A 14,586-nucleotide genomic window follows, 5' to 3' on the forward strand; every position below is an offset into this window, starting at 1 on the left:
CGGACCCGTTACCGCCCCGCCGGGGCCCGTTCGCGTCCGCGCGCACGGCCGCGCCCGCGCCGGCGCTCAGGGCCCGGGCCCCCTCCTCCTCGACAGGGACAGGCATGTACTCCGACGACCGCTCCACCCTGCCCACCACCGCGACCCCGCCGCCCGTCGACGACGACGCGACGCGGTTGGGCGCGGCGGCCGACTTCGTTCGCGAGCAGGACACCTCCGTCCTGTTGGCGCGCGTGCTCCCCGGCCTCGACGGCCCCGAGCTGCGGGCCCTGACCGACCGGTGCCGCTTCGCGCACGCCGCGCTGCTCGTCTTCCCGCCCGACGAGCCGGCCCTGCGCGCGCAGCTCGCGGACCGCGGACTGGCCTGCGAGGACGCGGCCCAGCCGAGCGTCGTCGTCCGCCACCGCCTCGCCGCGCGCCACCACCGCGACCCGGCCGATCTTGACGTAAGGATTCTCCGGCCCGAGGTTCCGGGCCCGAACGGGGAGCGGCGGGCGGTCGAGGTGTTCGCCCTGACCCTTGCGCCGGGGTCCGGATCGGAGCGGATCGCCGAGCGGGAACGCCGCCAGGAGCACGAGGCCCACCTCGCGTTCGAGGTGGTGCGGCCCGATCCGCTGGTGCTGCGCGGCCTGTTGGCGAGTTTCGCCCGGCACGGCGCCGCACCCGACGGCGGCGGGTACAACCCGCACGAGAACGGGACGGTGTTCTACTTCACCGCCCCCGCCGGCACCAAGACGGTGTACCGGCGCGTGGAGTTGTACGCGTGCGGCGATCACCGCGACGTTCTGGACGAGCACCTCGCCGGCGGGCGCGACACCGCGGAGGGGCCCGCGGAATCGCTCCTGCGGATGCTGACCGGCGCCTGGACCACCCAGGCCTTGGCGACGTGCGCGGAGCTGCGGCTCCCGGAGGCCCTCCGCCGACGCCCCGGCGCGGGTACGGCCGAGCTGGCGCGGGAGGTCGGCGCCCGCCCTGGGGGCCTGGCGACCCTGTTGCGGTACCTGACCATGCTGGGCGTGGTCGCGGAGGAGGGGGGCGGGTACCGGCTCACGCCGGTCGGCACGCTGCTGGACGAGCGGGCCCCCTCCTCGATGCGGGCCCTGGCCCTGATGTACGGCGGCCCCTTCTACCGGTCCTTCGGTCACCTGACGCACACCGTGCGGACCGGGCAGCCCGGTTTCGAGCACCTGTACGGCGAGAACCACTTCGACCACTTCGCGCGCAGCCCCGAACTCGCCGCGCTGTTCGACCAGTCCATGGCGGCCTCCGCCGCCATGTTCGTCCCCCTGCCCGATCATCCGGTCCTGGTCGCCGCCGCGACCGCCCACGGCGGCCACCGCACGGTCGTCGACATCGCGGGCGGGACCGGCGAGCTCCTGGACCGGGTCCTGTCGCGCCACCCCGCCCTGCGCGGTGTCCTCCTCGAACGCCCCCAGGTCCTCGCGGCGGCCCGTGCCCGGCTCGCGGCGGGCCCCGTCGGCGCCCGGTGCGACTACCGGGCCGGTGACTTCGCGGACGTGCCGCAGGGGGGTGACGTCTACCTGCTCTCCCGGGTCCTGCACGACTGGGACGACGAGCGGTGCCGCGACATCCTGCGGCACTGCGCCGCGGCGATGCCCCCGGACGCCGATCTCCTGATCGTCGAGCGTCTGTTGCCGGCGGACGGCGCCCCGTCCCTCGCCACCGCGTGGGACCTCCACATGATGTGCAACACGGGCGGCCAGGAGCGCACCGCGGACCACTACGCCCGACTGCTGGCCGACTGCGGTCTGCGGATGGTCGGCCACACCCCCCTCCCCCTGGGCGCGCACACCCTGCACGCCCGCAGGGCGGAACGCCTTCCTGCGGGAGTCCGAAAAGTCTCGCCTGGGGAATTCGTTCCGTTCGGGCTGTGAATATGCCCTGACCGCAGGTCAGGGACTGTTGTGGGATTGCCGGTCGTTCGCGGCGGGCAGGGGTGGAGAGCTTCAGGATCGACACGATCCGGCCTCAAGAAGGGACGTTTCGACCACTTGCGGGCACAAGTAGGACGTCCCGCACCCCTCCGCCGTGCCGCCCGAAGGGCGTGCTTCCCATTCCCAGCAGCCAGGTGAGAACGCCCGGGCGACCCGGCCTGCCCCGGTCGGTCGCCCGTGTGGTGGTCCGCAGAGCGTGCGGGCCGGAGAGAGAAGGAGTCTGGTCCCCATGACCGTGCGTACCGTCGAGCTCCCCCAGCTGTGGATGCCCTATCCGCTGCGAGTGAATCCGCACCTGCCGGCCCTGCACGCGGAGAACGAGTCCTGGGCGCGCGACATGGGCATGTTGGAGGGCCACCTCGGGCCGTCGACCGCTCGCCCGATCTGGAGCAGGCCCAAGTTCCACGCCATGACCGTGGACCAGCTGACCGCCTGGACCCTCCCCGACGCCTCCCTCGCCGACCTGCGCCTCAACCACCGCTTCAACGTGTGGGCCCTGGCCTGGGACGACCACTTCGCCACCACCTTCAAGCAGACGGGCGACCTCGCCGGCGCGGTGGTGTTCACCGCCCGGCTCCACGAGTTCCTGCGACCGGAGCCAGGGACTCGGCTACCGGAACCGACGAACGCCGTCGAGCGCGGCATCGCCGACCTTCAGCGGTGCCTGTTCCCGCCGGGGCTGGCGCACTGGCGGCGCGAGTTCAACCAGCACCTCGTGCGGTACGTCGACGCGGGGGTCGAGGAACTCGCGAACAGTCTCAGCGGCCGTGTTCCCCATCTGATCGACTACCCGGCGTTCCGGCGCGACAGCTTCGCCGCCCACACCGCGCCCTACTCCGTCGAGTTGGCGACCGGAGCGCGAATACCCGAGCAGATCCGGCACAGCCGGACCGTCCGCGCGCTGCTCGACGCCTTCATGGACTTCATGGGACTGGCGAACGACCTCGCGTCCTACGAGCGGGAGGTGCACGAGGAGCGCGACGTCAACAACCTCGTCGTGGTGCTCGGTTCGTCCTTGGGCATCGGTCTCCACGAGGCCGTGCCCGGCGCCCTGAACCTGGTGAACGCCCGCCTGCGGGACTTCGAACACCTCAGGCGGACCGACCTCGTCCAGCTCGTGCAGCGCGCCGGACTGCACCGCGACGAGCGGGCGGAGCTGGACAGGTGGCTCGGGGGTGCCTGCGGCTTCCTCTCCGGTCTGCACGCCTGGTACACGGGGGCGCCCCGGTACGCCTGCGCGGACGAGCCGTTCTCCGAATGACGGCCGCGGGGCCGACGGCGCAGGAGGGGTGCCGATGGACTTCGGCACCCCTCCTCCGCGTTGCTCGCCGGCAGTCGGCCGGCCCGTCTACCGCCCCCTCAACAGGCGGGTGAGGCGCTCCCACCAGGAGGTGCGGGGCTGGAGCCGGTGCGAGACCACGGGCTCGGTCAGGGGTCGCGGCGGCGCCGGACGGGGCGTTCCGTCACTGCGGACGGGAGCGGCCGGCAGCGGGGCCGGGGCGTCCTGCGGCCTCGGGGCACGTGGCGCGAAGGTGACGGGCAGCGCCGTCAGGTGCCGGGCCCAGGTGGAGGAACGCCAGGTGAGGGCCTCCTCCGGGACGGCGAGGGCGATGTCGGGCAGCCGGGTCAGCAGGATGTCGATGCCCGTGTCGGCGATGATGCGGCCGATGTCCTGACCGGGACACTCGTGGGGGCCGGCGCTGAAGGCCAGGTGCGCGCGGTTGTGGTGGACGGGGGTCGAGGGGTCCCTGCGGATCGACTGGTCCACGTTCCCCGCCGCCAGGCCCAGCAGGAGCATGTCCCCCGCCCTGATCTGCCGGCCGCCGAGGACGGTGTCGCCGTTGGCCCAGCGACCCGGGCACACCATCAGGGGCGGCTCGTCCCAGAGGACCTGTTCCACGGCCTCCGGGAGCGTCATCTGGCCGCCCGCGAGCGAGCCGCGGAACCGGGGATCGGTGACGACCATGCGCAGGACGTTCGACATGAGGTTGGCGGTCGTCTCGTACCCGGCGAGCAGGATGAGGCGCAGGTGGTGTTGGACCTCCTCGTCCGTGAGGCGGGCGGGGTGGGCGAGCAGTGCGGAGGCGATGTCCTGTCCCGGCCGGTTCCGCTTGGCGATGACGAGGCGTTCCAGGCTCCGCAGCACGTAGGCGTTGCTGGCCAGCGAGGTCTCGGTGGCCTTGAAGAGGTCGCGGGCGGCGTGCACCAGTCCGGGGCCGTCCTCCTCCGACATGCCGAGCAGGTGGGTGAGGGTCAGCATGGGGACGTGCTCGGTGAACTGGCCGACCAGTTCCGCCTCGCCGCTCTCGCTGAACGTGTCGATCACCTGGTGGGAGAAGCGGGTGATGTGGCGGCGGACCCCGCGGTGGTCGAACTGGCTCAGGCCGGCCGTGACCGCGCCGCGCAGGCGTTGGTGTTCCTCGCCGTCCGCGCAGACGCAGTCGGGTCGCCAGCCGATCATGGGGACGAGGGGGGAGGTGGCGGGGTCGATCTCCCCGCTCCTCCAGCCGTGCCAGACGCGGGGGTCGCGGGAGAACTGGGTGGGGCGGCTGGCCACGTCCCGGTTCTCCTGATAGCCGAGGACGAGCCAGGCGCGTACGTCCCCGTCGAGCAGGACGGGCGCCACGGGGCCGTGCGTGGCCCGGAGTTCCTCGTACAGGCCCATCGGGTCCGTCTCCGCGGCGGGGCCGTAGAGGCGGGTGGCTCCGTCGGGTCCCGTGGCGGTGTGGGCCGGGCATCCGGGGGGCGGGACCGAACCGCCGTACTCGGTGGTGTGTTCAGCGGGTGGGAAGGTCATGCGGTCTCCTGGGCGGCGGCAAGGTTGCACAGGTAGACCATCAGCGAGAGCAGGGCGTCGCGGCAGGACGCCCGGTCCCGTGCGTCACAGGTGACGATGGGTACGGAGTCGCTGAGGGCCAGGGCGGTGCGCAGGTCGGGCAGGGGGTACTGGGGGGCCTCCGGGAAGGTGTTGACGACGACGACGAACGGGACGCGGCGGTCTTCGAGTCGGGTGATGACCTCGAAGCAGACCTCGATCGTGCGGGTGTCGACGAGGACCACGGCGCCGAGGGCGCCTTCGAAGATGCCGTTCCACAGGAACCAGAAGCGCTCCTGTCCGGGGGTGCCGAACAGGTAGAGGATCAGCTCCTGGTTGATGCTGATCCGGCCGAAGTCCAGTGCGACGGTCGTGGTGTTCTTGCCCGAGACGCCGGGGTTGTGGTCGATGCCGACGCCCGCCTGCGTCATGGTCTCCTCGGTGGTCAGGGGCGGGATCTCGCTCACCGCTCCGACCAGGGTCGTCTTGCCCACCCCGAAGCCGCCGACGACCACCACCTTGACTCCCCTGGCGCCGTGCGAGAGCAGCATGCCCGCGTCCCGCCGGGCGGCGCCGAGTGCTTCAGAGTTTGCGTAGTCCATGGATCACCGCCTCCAGCAGGCCGCGTTCGGGGAAGGCAGCCACCGGTACGGGTGCGATGGCTTCGAGCCGCTCTTCTTCGACGAGTTTGGACAGCAGCACGGTGACGACGCTGAACGGGAGGCTGAGGTACGCCGACAGCTCGGCCACCGAGAGCGGGTAGCTGCACAGGGAGAGGATGGCCGCCTGTTCGGGCTGCATCGAGGGGTCGGGCTCGGATCTCGCCGCGATGAGGGTGACCAGGTCGAAGGTCTTCGCCGCGGAAGCCGGGCCGCCGGTGATGACGTACAACGGAACGGGGGTGCCCTCATCCCACGGATTCTGATTCTCTGATGTCACATCGCCTGCCCGACGTCCTCACGGGGCGGGCTGGTCATGTGCTGACCGATGCGGACCACCAGTGTCCGCATGCGGTCACCGAGCAGTCCGGCGTCCACCTCCTCGTCGGCGAGCACCGCGAGAGCGGCTCCGGGGCCGGCCGCCATGAGGGAGAAGTAGCCTCCGTCGGCCTCGATGCCGACCATCCGCGTCGAGCCGTCCCCGTGCGGGAACATCTGCGCGACGGCCCTCGCCAGGCTCTGGATGCCGGAGCAGGCGGCGGCGAGTGCGTCGGCGGTGTCGGGCACCGTGTTCGCCTGCCCGATGCACAGGCCGTCCGACGACAGGACGACCACGTGTCGCACGTAAGGGACACCGCCCACGAGCTCCTTGAGCATCCAGTCCATGTTGGGCAGTGGCTGCATGTTACTCAACCTCATCTGACGGCTCGCTGGGGGAAGTGGAAGGTTCGGCGCCCGAGCGCCTCTCGCCGTTGAACGCCTCCCACATCAGCCCGGGCTGGCGGGCGGTGCCGGAGGTGCCCCAGGAGATGCCCGGGGCGGCGGGGGGCGTGGGGGTGGCCAGTACGACCGGTGTCGGCACCGGTGACTCGCGTCGTCGTTGCGGCAGTCCGCCCATGGACTTCCTGACCTCGGCGGCGTCCGCGGCGGCGTCGCGCACCGGCATCGGGCGGGACGGCGTGGGGCCGCCCTGGCGCTTGCGCACGGGTTCCTGGGGCCGGCGGACGGCGGACGGCGGCACCGTGGTGATCAGCCGCCTGGGCACGAGCACGACGGCGCGTACACCGCCGTACGCGGAGGTGCGCAGGTCGACCTCGCAGCCGTGCTCGTGGGCCAGCCTGCTGACGACGGGCAGGCCGAGCTGCGTGACCTCGCCCAGGCCGGCCAGGTTGATGCCCGAGACGGCCCGTGCCATGACGCCTTCGACGTGCTCCCGGACCTCCTCGGTGAGTCCGACGCCGCGGTCCTCGATCTCGATCGCGATGCCGGAGGGCACCTCGCTCGCGGTGACCTCCACCGGGGTGTGCGGCGGCGAGAACGTCGTCGCGTTGTCGAGGAGTTCGGCGAGCAGGTGGATCAGCGGTTCGGCGCCCGGGCCGATCACCGCGACCTCGGCCACCGCCTGAAGCCGCACGCGGGGGTAGTCCACGATGCGTGACATGGCGCCCCGCAGGACGTCGTAGAGCGGGATCGGCTTGGACCACTGCCGTCCGGGGCGGGCGTCGCCCAGGACCGCGATGCTGGCGGCGAGGCGGCCGATCAGCGCGTTGCGGTGGTCGATGTCCTGCAGGCCCCGGGAGACGATGATGTCCGTGCCGTGCATGATCTGCATGGACCGCAGGTCCCTGGCGAGTTGGTGCACGATCGACTGGACCCTGCGGGCGACCGCGACCAGGGCGCGCTGGGAGGCGTCCCGCGTGTTCTCCTCGGCCTCCACGGCTTCGAGGAGCGTCTGGAGCGCCCCTTCGAGCGCCTCGGTGAACTCGTCGTCGAGATGGTTCCCGAAGCTGACGGCCTGGAGGATCTCCGACGCCGAATCGCCCTTCTGCAGACGGGCGACCGCTGCCGGGAGCAGTTGCTCGGCGAGCCAGACGGTGGTCGCCCGCTGGTCCGCGAGGCGCCCGAGCAGCGCGGCTTCGCGTTGCCCGTAGTGGGCGTCCGCGTCGGCTCGCGCCTGTGCCTGACGGCCCGTTTCGGCGGAGCGCAGGCGGCGCACGGTCTCGGCGGAGGTGATGACCGTCAGGAGGATCGCGGCGACACCGCACCAGGCGACCGTCGTCCATATGTGTGCAGGGGAAAGGAGCAGCGCCATCGCGGTGGCCGCGGCCAGGACTCCGGGCGGAAGCAGCCATTCCCGGACGACTGCGGTGGGCCGGGTTCTGGAAATTGCGCCTGCACGAACCATCAAGGTCCCCTACCGGTCTGATATGAGCGGGCTGAGGTGATGCGATGCGCCGAAGGGGACAACGGACTCCACCCGCGCTCGTACACGCGGGCGATGCGCCCCGACGGGTCGCCCCGGGAGCGTGCCGATGCCACTCCCCCGTGCGGCCACGGTCCTTCCGCAGCACCCACAGCGTCCATGACTCGCTGTGAGCGCTTCGCAACACATCGGGGAGCATAGTCAGTTCGGGTTCGCCATGTGACCTTGCGGTAAGGACAGCCCGCACCGGTTATTACGAGCCCAAAAACGACCAATCACAGACCTAACGTGCTATCAAACGATCACGTTCTGGCGTCCGTTCGGACCGGTCTCGTCCCGGCCCCCGTACGCCTGCCCGGTGGGTGCACTGAGAGCCGATCCGAACCCCCTGCCCCTCACCTCGAACGCCGGCCCGGGCCGCTCCCCGGGCCGGCGGCACGCGTTCAGCTGTGGGACACGGAGGAGAGGGTGGTGGGGTCCACGCCGGAGAGTTCGACGATCCGGTGGGCCGGTACACCGGCGGCCAGCGCGCGGCGCAGCAGGTCGTCCCGGTTGTCCTCGCTGTCGCGGAACGCGACCAGGTCCTCCTCGACGTTCGCCACGGTCTCCGTCGCCGCGGCGCGGCGGACCCGCTCCAGCTCCTCCGCGCCCAGCGGGACCGGGAGCCGCTCGGCGCCCTCGGGGATCAAAGTGGTCTGCTCCGGGGGAACGACGCGGACCTCGGGGGACGCGGGGCTGACGTTCTGGGCGGTGAACCAGGCCTGCACGGCAGGGGTGTCCAGGCACTCCAACGGTCCGACGAGGGCCAAGGGCGTGCCCTGCCATCCGAGGTCGGGGGTCGCGAGGAACAGGTAGGCGTCGTCCGTCATCGGGGGTCACTCTCCTGACACACAGGGGCTCACTGATCGCCCACCGCCTACCCCGCGCCCGCGCCGTCAAGCAGGCGCTTCGCGGATGGAGTACGGCGACCTCACGGACCCGGCGTCGGGGCGGCGGGCGCGGGTCGGGCCTGCGTCGGACCCGTGTCGGACCCCGGTCGTTCGTCGGGACCGCGGGCGTTACGGTGCGTCGTCGGGGGTGTGGAAGGTGACGCGGTCGGCTGCCTCGACGGCCTCCGGGGCGGCGGGCGGCCGGTGCCGGGACGTCGTGTCGGGCAGCACGCTCTCCCCCGCCGGAACCCCGCCCGTCAGCAGGGTGCAGGCGCCGACGACGGTCGCCGCCGCGAGGCCGATGGCGGTCGCGCGCCGGTGGCCGGCGGGCTTCCTCGCCGCCGGGTCGGGACGCCGCGCGTGGGGGCGGACGGCCGTGAGGGCCGCCGTCCGGTGCGGGGCGGTGTTCGCGCGGGCCCCGTTCCGGGCGGGGGTGGAGGAGGCGTGCGCGCCGGCCAGATCCCGCAGGCCGAGATGGACGCGGGCGGCGTCGGGGCGTTCGTGGGGGTCCTGGTCCGTCATCGCCCTCAGCAGCCCGCCCAGGTCGCCCGGGAGCCCCTCGGGGACCCTCGGCGGGTGCAGGAGGTGGGCGGTACCCACCTCCACGGGTGTCCCCTGGTATTCGCGACGTCCGGTGAGGGCTTCGAGGAGGGTCAGTCCGAGGGCGTAGACGTCGCTCGCCGGGGTCGCGCCCTGGCCCAGGAGCTGTTCGGGAGCCATGTAGGCGAGCGTGCCGACGAGTGTTCCCGGCTCGCCGCGGGGCCGTTCGTGCACGGCCCGGGACAGCCCGAAGTCGGCCAGGACGGGTGCCCCGCCCTCGCGGAGCAGGACGTTGGAGGGCGTCACGTCGTGGTGGATGATGCCGCGGGAGTGGACGTGGTCCAGGGCAGAGGCGATTTCGGCACCGACCCGGGTGGCCTGGAAGGTGCTGAGGCCGCCGTCCTCCACGCGGGAGCGCAGGGTGCCGCCGTCGATCAGCTCCGTGACCATGAAGTCACCCCCGCCGTGGCGGCCGGCGTCGTAGACGGTCACGAGCGCGCGGTGGGACAGCCGGGCCATGGTGCGGGCCTCGTCGCGGAAACGGTCGACGGTGACCGTGTCCGTGCCGGCCCGCAGCACCTTGAGGGCCACGTCGCGCCGCAGCACCTCGTCCCTGCCACGGAAGACGTCGGCCGTGCCGCCGGACCCGATGGCTGCTCCGAGCCGGTAGCGACCGGCGAGCAGGGCGTCGTGTGCGGGCCGAACTCCGTACGCGGGGACGAGTCGGGCCGACATGCGGGGTCCTCCTCCACTCGGGGCAGTGTCGCGCGCTTACCCCGCCCCGCGCGCCCAACACCCCGTCGGCCCGGCGGGGATGACGCGCGACCTCCCGAAGCCACGCGTGCGTCGCCCCTCCCGCAGCCACGCGTACGTCGCCGCCTCCGCCTCCCGCAGGCGCGCCTTCGCGTGCCCGCGGGAGGTCGAGGGCGACGGGTGCGGGAAGGGTGGCGCCCGCGTCAGGAGGGCCGGTGGGCCTTGGCTTCCTGCGGCTGCGGCGCGGCGCGGTAGCAGCTGGTCCAGCACATGGGGCGGTGGACGCGCCCCGTCTCCGGGAAGGGGATGAGGGCGATCTCGTACGGGGCGCCCTGTCGCTGCACGGTGGTGTCCATGTCGTCGGCTCCTTCGGTGCTGATGCCCGCTTCCCGCGGCTGCGGGGCGGGCCCGACAGGACGAGCTTCGGTGACCCGGGGAGCCCATGACGTCATGCGATCGGACGAGCGGGAGGGGGAGACTCGGCGGCGGCGCGTGCTCCCTCGCCGCCGGGACGGCGAAGGACCCCGGTCGGGCGACCGGGGTCCTTGAAGTGGGGGCCGTGCGTGCGAGGGGCCGGAACCGATGCCCCGTCACCGGATCAGCCCGTCGGCGCCGGCTCCACCGTCGGCGGCGCGGCTTCGGTCAGTTGCTCGCGCAGGTAGTTCCAGACGACGGCGATGAGCGCGGCCGCCGGCACCGCCAGCAGGCTGCCCACGACGCCGGCCAGGCTGCCGCCCAGCGTGACCGCCAGCAGGACCACCGCCGCGTGGAGACCGAGCCCGCGGCTCTGGATCATGGGCTGGAACACGTTCCCCTCGAGCTGCTGCACCACGATGATGATCGCCAGCACGATCAGCGCGTCCGTCAGCCCGTTCGACACCAGCGCGATGAGCACCGCCACCAGGCCGGCGAACAGGGCGCCGACGATCGGTACGAACGCGGACACGAAGGTCAGTACCGCCAGCGGCAACACCAGGGGAACGCCCACGATCCACAGGCCGAGGCCGATGAACACGGCGTCGAGGAGCCCTACGAACGCCTGGGAGCGCACGAACGATCCCAGCGTCTCCCAACCGCGCGCGGCCACGACCGGGACGTCGGTGGCGAACCGGCCGGGGAGCTGGCGGGTGAGCCACGGCAGGAAGCGGGGGCCGTCCTTGAGGAAGAAGAACATCAGGAAGAGCGCCAGGACGGCGGTGACCAGGCCGTTGAAGACGGTACCGACCCCGGTGGCCACGGTGGAGACCGCGCTGCCGACGCTGTTCTGCAGGCGGGCCATCGCGGCGTCGAAGGCGCCGCTGAGCTGATCGTCACCGATGTTCAGCGGCGGACCGGCGGCCCACTCGCGCAGTTGCTGGATCCCCTGGCGCACGCCCTCGACCAGTTCGCCCGACTGGGAGGCGACGGGAACGGCGATCAGCGCGACGATGCCGGCGGCCACGAGGAGGAACAGGAGGGTCACCACGCTCGCGGCGAGCGCCGGCGGCCATCCCCGCCGCCTCAGGAAGGCGGCCAGGGGCCAGGTCAAGGTGGTGAGGAACAGGGCGACTATGAGGGGCCAGACCACCGACCACATCCGGCCGAGGATCCAGAGGGCGACCGCCGCCATCGCCAACACCACCAACGACTCGGCACTGACGCGTGCCGACGTACGAAGAGCGGCGGCGGCTCTTCCCGAGCTCGAAGTGACAGACATGGGGGCCACCTTAAGCACCATGACGGAATGCCGGGCATGGTGGCCCCGCGGCCGGGGCGCGGTACGGAAGGAATCGGTGGTGGTCGGGCGCCGAACACCGGCGGGCCCCGCGGCTCCGCCGGCGGTCGGACGTCCTGGGCGTCCTGGCTGTCCTGGGCGTCAGATCACCAGCGGTGCCTCCGACCAGCGGCGGACCCGGTAGGGGGCCCACCACAGGTGGTCGCCGAGCCGCAGGACGAGGGTCTCGCCCATCAGGTCGTCCAGGACCGGCCCCGGGACGGCGTCCACGTGGGCGCCGTCGGTGAGGGCCGTGATGGCCTCGTGGTAGTCCGGTTCGTCGATGGTGAAGCGGCGCAGTTCGCCGTAGCGCCGGTCGCGGACCTGGATGAAACCGGGGCCGTACCGGAAGACGCATTTGCAGATGTAGTACGCGGTGCGCCAGGCGAGCGCCGTCGCCGCCGGGTCGGCGGTGCCGAGGACGGCGGTCGGCGGGTGGAGGTGACCGAAGTGGCGCCAGGCGTCGGGGTCCGGGCCGGTGTGCAGCTGCCAGTCGACCGAGATGGCCAGGCTGGACAGGTCGCCCACGAAGCTGAGCGCCCGGACGGACCAGGCCGCGTCGGCGGCGTCCGTCACGTCGACCGGGCGCGGGAGCGTGACGTGCCGGGCCCCGGCGGCGAAGAGCCTGCGGGCGGCCTCGCCGCCGGTGAGGTCTATCTCGTAGCGGCCCAGGGACATGCTGGGCAGCGCGCCCACCTCGGGGTCGTAGTCCCGTGAGGCGGTCACCGTGAAGGGCGCGGTGCCGGTGAGTGCTGGAGTCATCGTCGTCCTCGTGTCCGGCGGGTGTCAGGCGGTCGTCGTGGCGAGTTCGGTGTCGCGGGCCGAGGCGTGCCGCATGAAGTCGATCCGCAGGAACTCCTCGTTGAGCGCGGGCGGCGCGATCTGCACGAACTGCCCGCTGTCCTCGAAAACGACCCCGAGCGCCCGCCACCGCGCCAGTACCTGCCTCAGGGCGTCCTCGCCCACGGGGTGGGCCTCGTGCAGCTTGCGCGCGGCGGCCTTGACCGTGTGCGGCTGGTCGAGCAGTCGGAACAGGGCCAGTTCGAAGGGGTCGGTCAGTTCCAGGTGCGTCCAGTCGAAGGCGCGGCGCTTGCTGACGAGGACGATCCGGTCCTCCAGGTCGCAGTGGGTGAGTCGGCTGCCCGCGTAGTTGCGCCTCCAGTACGAGATGGCTTCGTCGAGCCGGTCGACGACGTCCTCACCGATCCCGCGCGGTGGCACGTCGAAGACGTACGCCAGGTCGAACATCTCGGCGTCGGGGAGGTCGTAGGTGAGCCGGTACGGTTCGGCGGCGCGCAGTTCGGAGAAGCCGAGACCGGGGTTGTTGAAGTAGGGGCTGAACCGCTCGATGGCGATCCGGGAGGACGGGCCCACGGGCGGGTTGAGGTGTTCCAGCGCGGCCATCTGGGCCACCACGTCGGTGTAGTCCTCGACGTCCTCGCCGGGGAAGCCGTGCAGGTAGTTCCAGGCGACCGAGAGACCGACGGTGGCGGCGTCGCGGAGCATCCGGACGTTCTGGCCGCCGGTCACGCCCTTGTCCATCAGGGTCAGTACCCGGCTGTTGAGGCTCTCGATGCCAGGTTGGACGAAGATGAGGCCGGCGTCCGCGAGGGTCTGGAGCTGGCCCTGGCGCATGTTGGACTTGATCTCGATGTGCATGCGCAGGTCGAACCCGCTGTCGATGATGCGCGGCAGCACCGTCTTCACGTACCCCATGTCCAGGATGTTGTCGACGACGTACATGTCCAGGACCCGGTGCTTGCGGGCGAGTTCGATGATCTCCTCGTAGAACACGTCCGGGCTCTTGCTGCGGAACTGCATGAACGATCCGTTGAGCCCGCAGAAGGTGCAGTGGTGCTTCTCGCCCCACCAGCAGCCCCGCGCGCCCTCGACCACCAGCTTGGGCTCGACCCAGTGCCGGGCGTGGGAGGAGGCGAGCCGTTCGAAGTAGCCGGCGTAGTCGGGCGGCAGGATCGAGGCGGGCGGCAGCGGTTTGGTGCTCATGGCGTTGACCACGGAGGCTCCGTCGGCGTCGCGCCAGCAGAGCCCGGGCACCTCCGACAGCGGCTCCCCGGCGTCGAGCGCCCGGAGCAGCGCGGGGAACGACACCTCGCCCTCGCCGCGCAGGACGTGGTCCACGAAGGGGAAGTTGCGGTGGACGCTCTCGCCCTGCTTGCCGTCGCAGTTGGCGCCGCCCATGGCCGTCACGATGTGCGGGGCGAGTCGTTTCACGTACTTCGCGGCAGCCAGGGCGGCCGTGTTCTGCTGGAAGGTCGAGGTGAATCCGACCACGTCCGGCGCCAGTTCGACGATGCGCTCGGCGATGTGCCGGACGAAATCGGGCGCGGTCACGTGCAGCGCCTTCGTCATCTCCATCCGGGGCCCGCGCACACGGGTCCGCATCGCCTCGGTGAATTCGGCCACCCGCCACTGGGGGTCTTCGTAAAGAGCGGAGGAGAACACCCAGTCGCCGCATCCCAGGAAATAGGATCCGAGCGCGTAATAGGAGTAGTCCTCCAGGGTGAATTCCGTGTTCTTGGTGATCCAGTCCACATATTCGATATTGGCGTGGAGAACGTCCGCCGTGGCGTTCGGAACGCGCTCGTCCACGCTGCGCTTGAGAATTCCGAGAGCCAGCGACGGGAGATCGATCGGGGCCCAGGGCATGTTCACCAGGAGTACGCGCATGGCCGGCCTCTTCTCATGTGAGCAGTACGCGGAAATGGTCATCGGCAAGGCACCGTGCCGGGAGCCCTCGGGCGTCCGGCCGGGCCGGTGGGGGCCGGTCCCGCACGGATCGCGGGACCGGCCCCTTGGCGCTGCGCGGCCGGATGGCCGCCGAACCGCTCGGCTGCTACTTGTCCTCGTCCTCCATCTCCTCCGCGGAGCGGAGGTAGACGACGACACCGACGCCCGGCTTGCGGCTCTCCTCGTCGCCCTCCAGCGGGTCGCCGTGGATGATGTCCTTCTGCATGCTGT

The 14,586-nt window shown here is 71.8% G+C and carries 13 protein-coding genes; 2 read left to right on the top strand and 11 right to left on the bottom strand.

Annotation, left to right across the window (positions count from 1 at the left end; genetic code table 11):
- The first annotated feature begins 104 nt into the window (after positions 1-104).
- Positions 105-1,895: a methyltransferase gene (locus ACFY0I_RS38140; RefSeq protein ID WP_388904283.1), complete on the top strand. Its 1,791-nt coding sequence runs from the start codon at positions 105-107 to the stop codon at positions 1,893-1,895.
- A 289-nt stretch (positions 1,896-2,184) separates the two neighbouring features.
- Positions 2,185-3,216 carry a hypothetical protein gene (locus ACFY0I_RS38145; protein WP_388904284.1) on the top strand — a complete coding sequence of 344 codons (1,032 nt, stop codon included), beginning with the start codon at positions 2,185-2,187 and terminating at the stop codon, positions 3,214-3,216.
- Between the two features lie 87 nt (positions 3,217-3,303).
- On the opposite strand, the gene ACFY0I_RS38150 is transcribed toward ACFY0I_RS38145, so the two are convergent.
- From ACFY0I_RS38150 to ACFY0I_RS38200, 11 genes are all read right to left on the bottom strand, one after another.
- Positions 3,304-4,752 carry a cytochrome P450 gene (locus ACFY0I_RS38150; protein ID WP_388904286.1) on the bottom strand — a complete coding sequence of 483 codons (1,449 nt, stop codon included), beginning with the start codon at positions 4,750-4,752 and terminating at the stop codon, positions 3,304-3,306.
- The gene (locus ACFY0I_RS38155; protein ID WP_388904287.1) at positions 4,749-5,372 is read right to left on the bottom strand and encodes an ATP/GTP-binding protein; all 624 of its coding nucleotides are present in this window, start codon (positions 5,370-5,372) and stop codon (positions 4,749-4,751) included. Before ACFY0I_RS38155 ends, ACFY0I_RS38150 begins: the two co-directional genes overlap by 4 nt.
- Positions 5,353-5,661, bottom strand: a complete 309-nt coding sequence (locus ACFY0I_RS38160) for a DUF742 domain-containing protein (RefSeq protein WP_388904288.1) — start codon at positions 5,659-5,661, stop codon at positions 5,353-5,355. The genes ACFY0I_RS38155 and ACFY0I_RS38160 overlap by 20 nt, the downstream gene beginning before the upstream one ends.
- 44 nt (positions 5,662-5,705) lie before the next feature.
- Positions 5,706-6,113 (bottom strand): roadblock/LC7 domain-containing protein, encoded by a 408-nt coding sequence (locus ACFY0I_RS38165; protein ID WP_362875483.1) that lies wholly within the window; start codon positions 6,111-6,113, stop codon positions 5,706-5,708.
- A gap of 1 nt (position 6,114) precedes the next feature.
- Positions 6,115-7,521, bottom strand: a complete 1,407-nt coding sequence (locus ACFY0I_RS38170; RefSeq protein WP_388904290.1) for a sensor histidine kinase — start codon at positions 7,519-7,521, stop codon at positions 6,115-6,117.
- A gap of 554 nt (positions 7,522-8,075) precedes the next feature.
- On the bottom strand, positions 8,076-8,501 hold the full coding sequence (locus tag ACFY0I_RS38175) for a DUF6003 family protein (protein WP_388904291.1): 426 nt from the start codon (positions 8,499-8,501) through the stop codon (positions 8,076-8,078).
- Between the two features lie 189 nt (positions 8,502-8,690).
- A complete protein-coding gene (locus ACFY0I_RS38180) occupies positions 8,691-9,836 on the bottom strand; it encodes a serine/threonine-protein kinase (protein ID WP_388904292.1) in 1,146 nt (381 codons plus the stop codon).
- Between the two features lie 221 nt (positions 9,837-10,057).
- Complete coding sequence (locus ACFY0I_RS38185; RefSeq protein ID WP_388904293.1) at positions 10,058-10,210, bottom strand: hypothetical protein; 153 nt, start codon at positions 10,208-10,210, stop codon at positions 10,058-10,060.
- A gap of 242 nt (positions 10,211-10,452) precedes the next feature.
- A complete protein-coding gene (locus ACFY0I_RS38190) occupies positions 10,453-11,550 on the bottom strand; it encodes an AI-2E family transporter (protein WP_388904294.1) in 1,098 nt (365 codons plus the stop codon).
- A gap of 159 nt (positions 11,551-11,709) precedes the next feature.
- Positions 11,710-12,369, bottom strand: a complete 660-nt coding sequence (locus ACFY0I_RS38195; RefSeq protein ID WP_388904296.1) for a DUF5825 family protein — start codon at positions 12,367-12,369, stop codon at positions 11,710-11,712.
- Between the two features lie 24 nt (positions 12,370-12,393).
- The gene (locus ACFY0I_RS38200) at positions 12,394-14,295 is read right to left on the bottom strand and encodes a RiPP maturation radical SAM C-methyltransferase (RefSeq protein WP_388904297.1); all 1,902 of its coding nucleotides are present in this window, start codon (positions 14,293-14,295) and stop codon (positions 12,394-12,396) included.
- Positions 14,296-14,586 lie beyond the last annotated feature (291 nt).

The organism is Streptomyces sp. NPDC001568 (assembly GCF_042893755.1).
GTDB lineage: Bacteria > Actinomycetota > Actinomycetes > Streptomycetales > Streptomycetaceae > Streptomyces.

Excerpts from the sequence above, each read along its gene's own strand:
- ACFY0I_RS38145 (WP_388904284.1), top strand. The coding sequence starts at position 2,185 with ATGACCGTGCGTACCGTCGAGCTCCCCCAGCTGTGGATGCCCTATCCG.
- ACFY0I_RS38170 (WP_388904290.1), bottom strand. The coding sequence starts at position 7,521 with ATGGCGCTGCTCCTTTCCCCTGCACACATATGGACGACGGTCGCCTGG.
- ACFY0I_RS38155 (WP_388904287.1), bottom strand. The coding sequence starts at position 5,372 with ATGGACTACGCAAACTCTGAAGCACTCGGCGCCGCCCGGCGGGACGCG.
- ACFY0I_RS38195 (WP_388904296.1), bottom strand. The coding sequence starts at position 12,369 with ATGACTCCAGCACTCACCGGCACCGCGCCCTTCACGGTGACCGCCTCA.
- ACFY0I_RS38150 (WP_388904286.1), bottom strand. The coding sequence starts at position 4,752 with ATGACCTTCCCACCCGCTGAACACACCACCGAGTACGGCGGTTCGGTC.
- ACFY0I_RS38165 (WP_362875483.1), bottom strand. The coding sequence starts at position 6,113 with ATGCAGCCACTGCCCAACATGGACTGGATGCTCAAGGAGCTCGTGGGC.
- ACFY0I_RS38200 (WP_388904297.1), bottom strand. The coding sequence starts at position 14,295 with ATGCGCGTACTCCTGGTGAACATGCCCTGGGCCCCGATCGATCTCCCG.
- ACFY0I_RS38185 (WP_388904293.1), bottom strand. The coding sequence starts at position 10,210 with ATGGACACCACCGTGCAGCGACAGGGCGCCCCGTACGAGATCGCCCTC.
- ACFY0I_RS38180 (WP_388904292.1), bottom strand. The coding sequence starts at position 9,836 with ATGTCGGCCCGACTCGTCCCCGCGTACGGAGTTCGGCCCGCACACGAC.
- ACFY0I_RS38140 (WP_388904283.1), top strand. The coding sequence starts at position 105 with ATGTACTCCGACGACCGCTCCACCCTGCCCACCACCGCGACCCCGCCG.
- ACFY0I_RS38175 (WP_388904291.1), bottom strand. The coding sequence starts at position 8,501 with ATGACGGACGACGCCTACCTGTTCCTCGCGACCCCCGACCTCGGATGG.
- ACFY0I_RS38190 (WP_388904294.1), bottom strand. The coding sequence starts at position 11,550 with ATGTCTGTCACTTCGAGCTCGGGAAGAGCCGCCGCCGCTCTTCGTACG.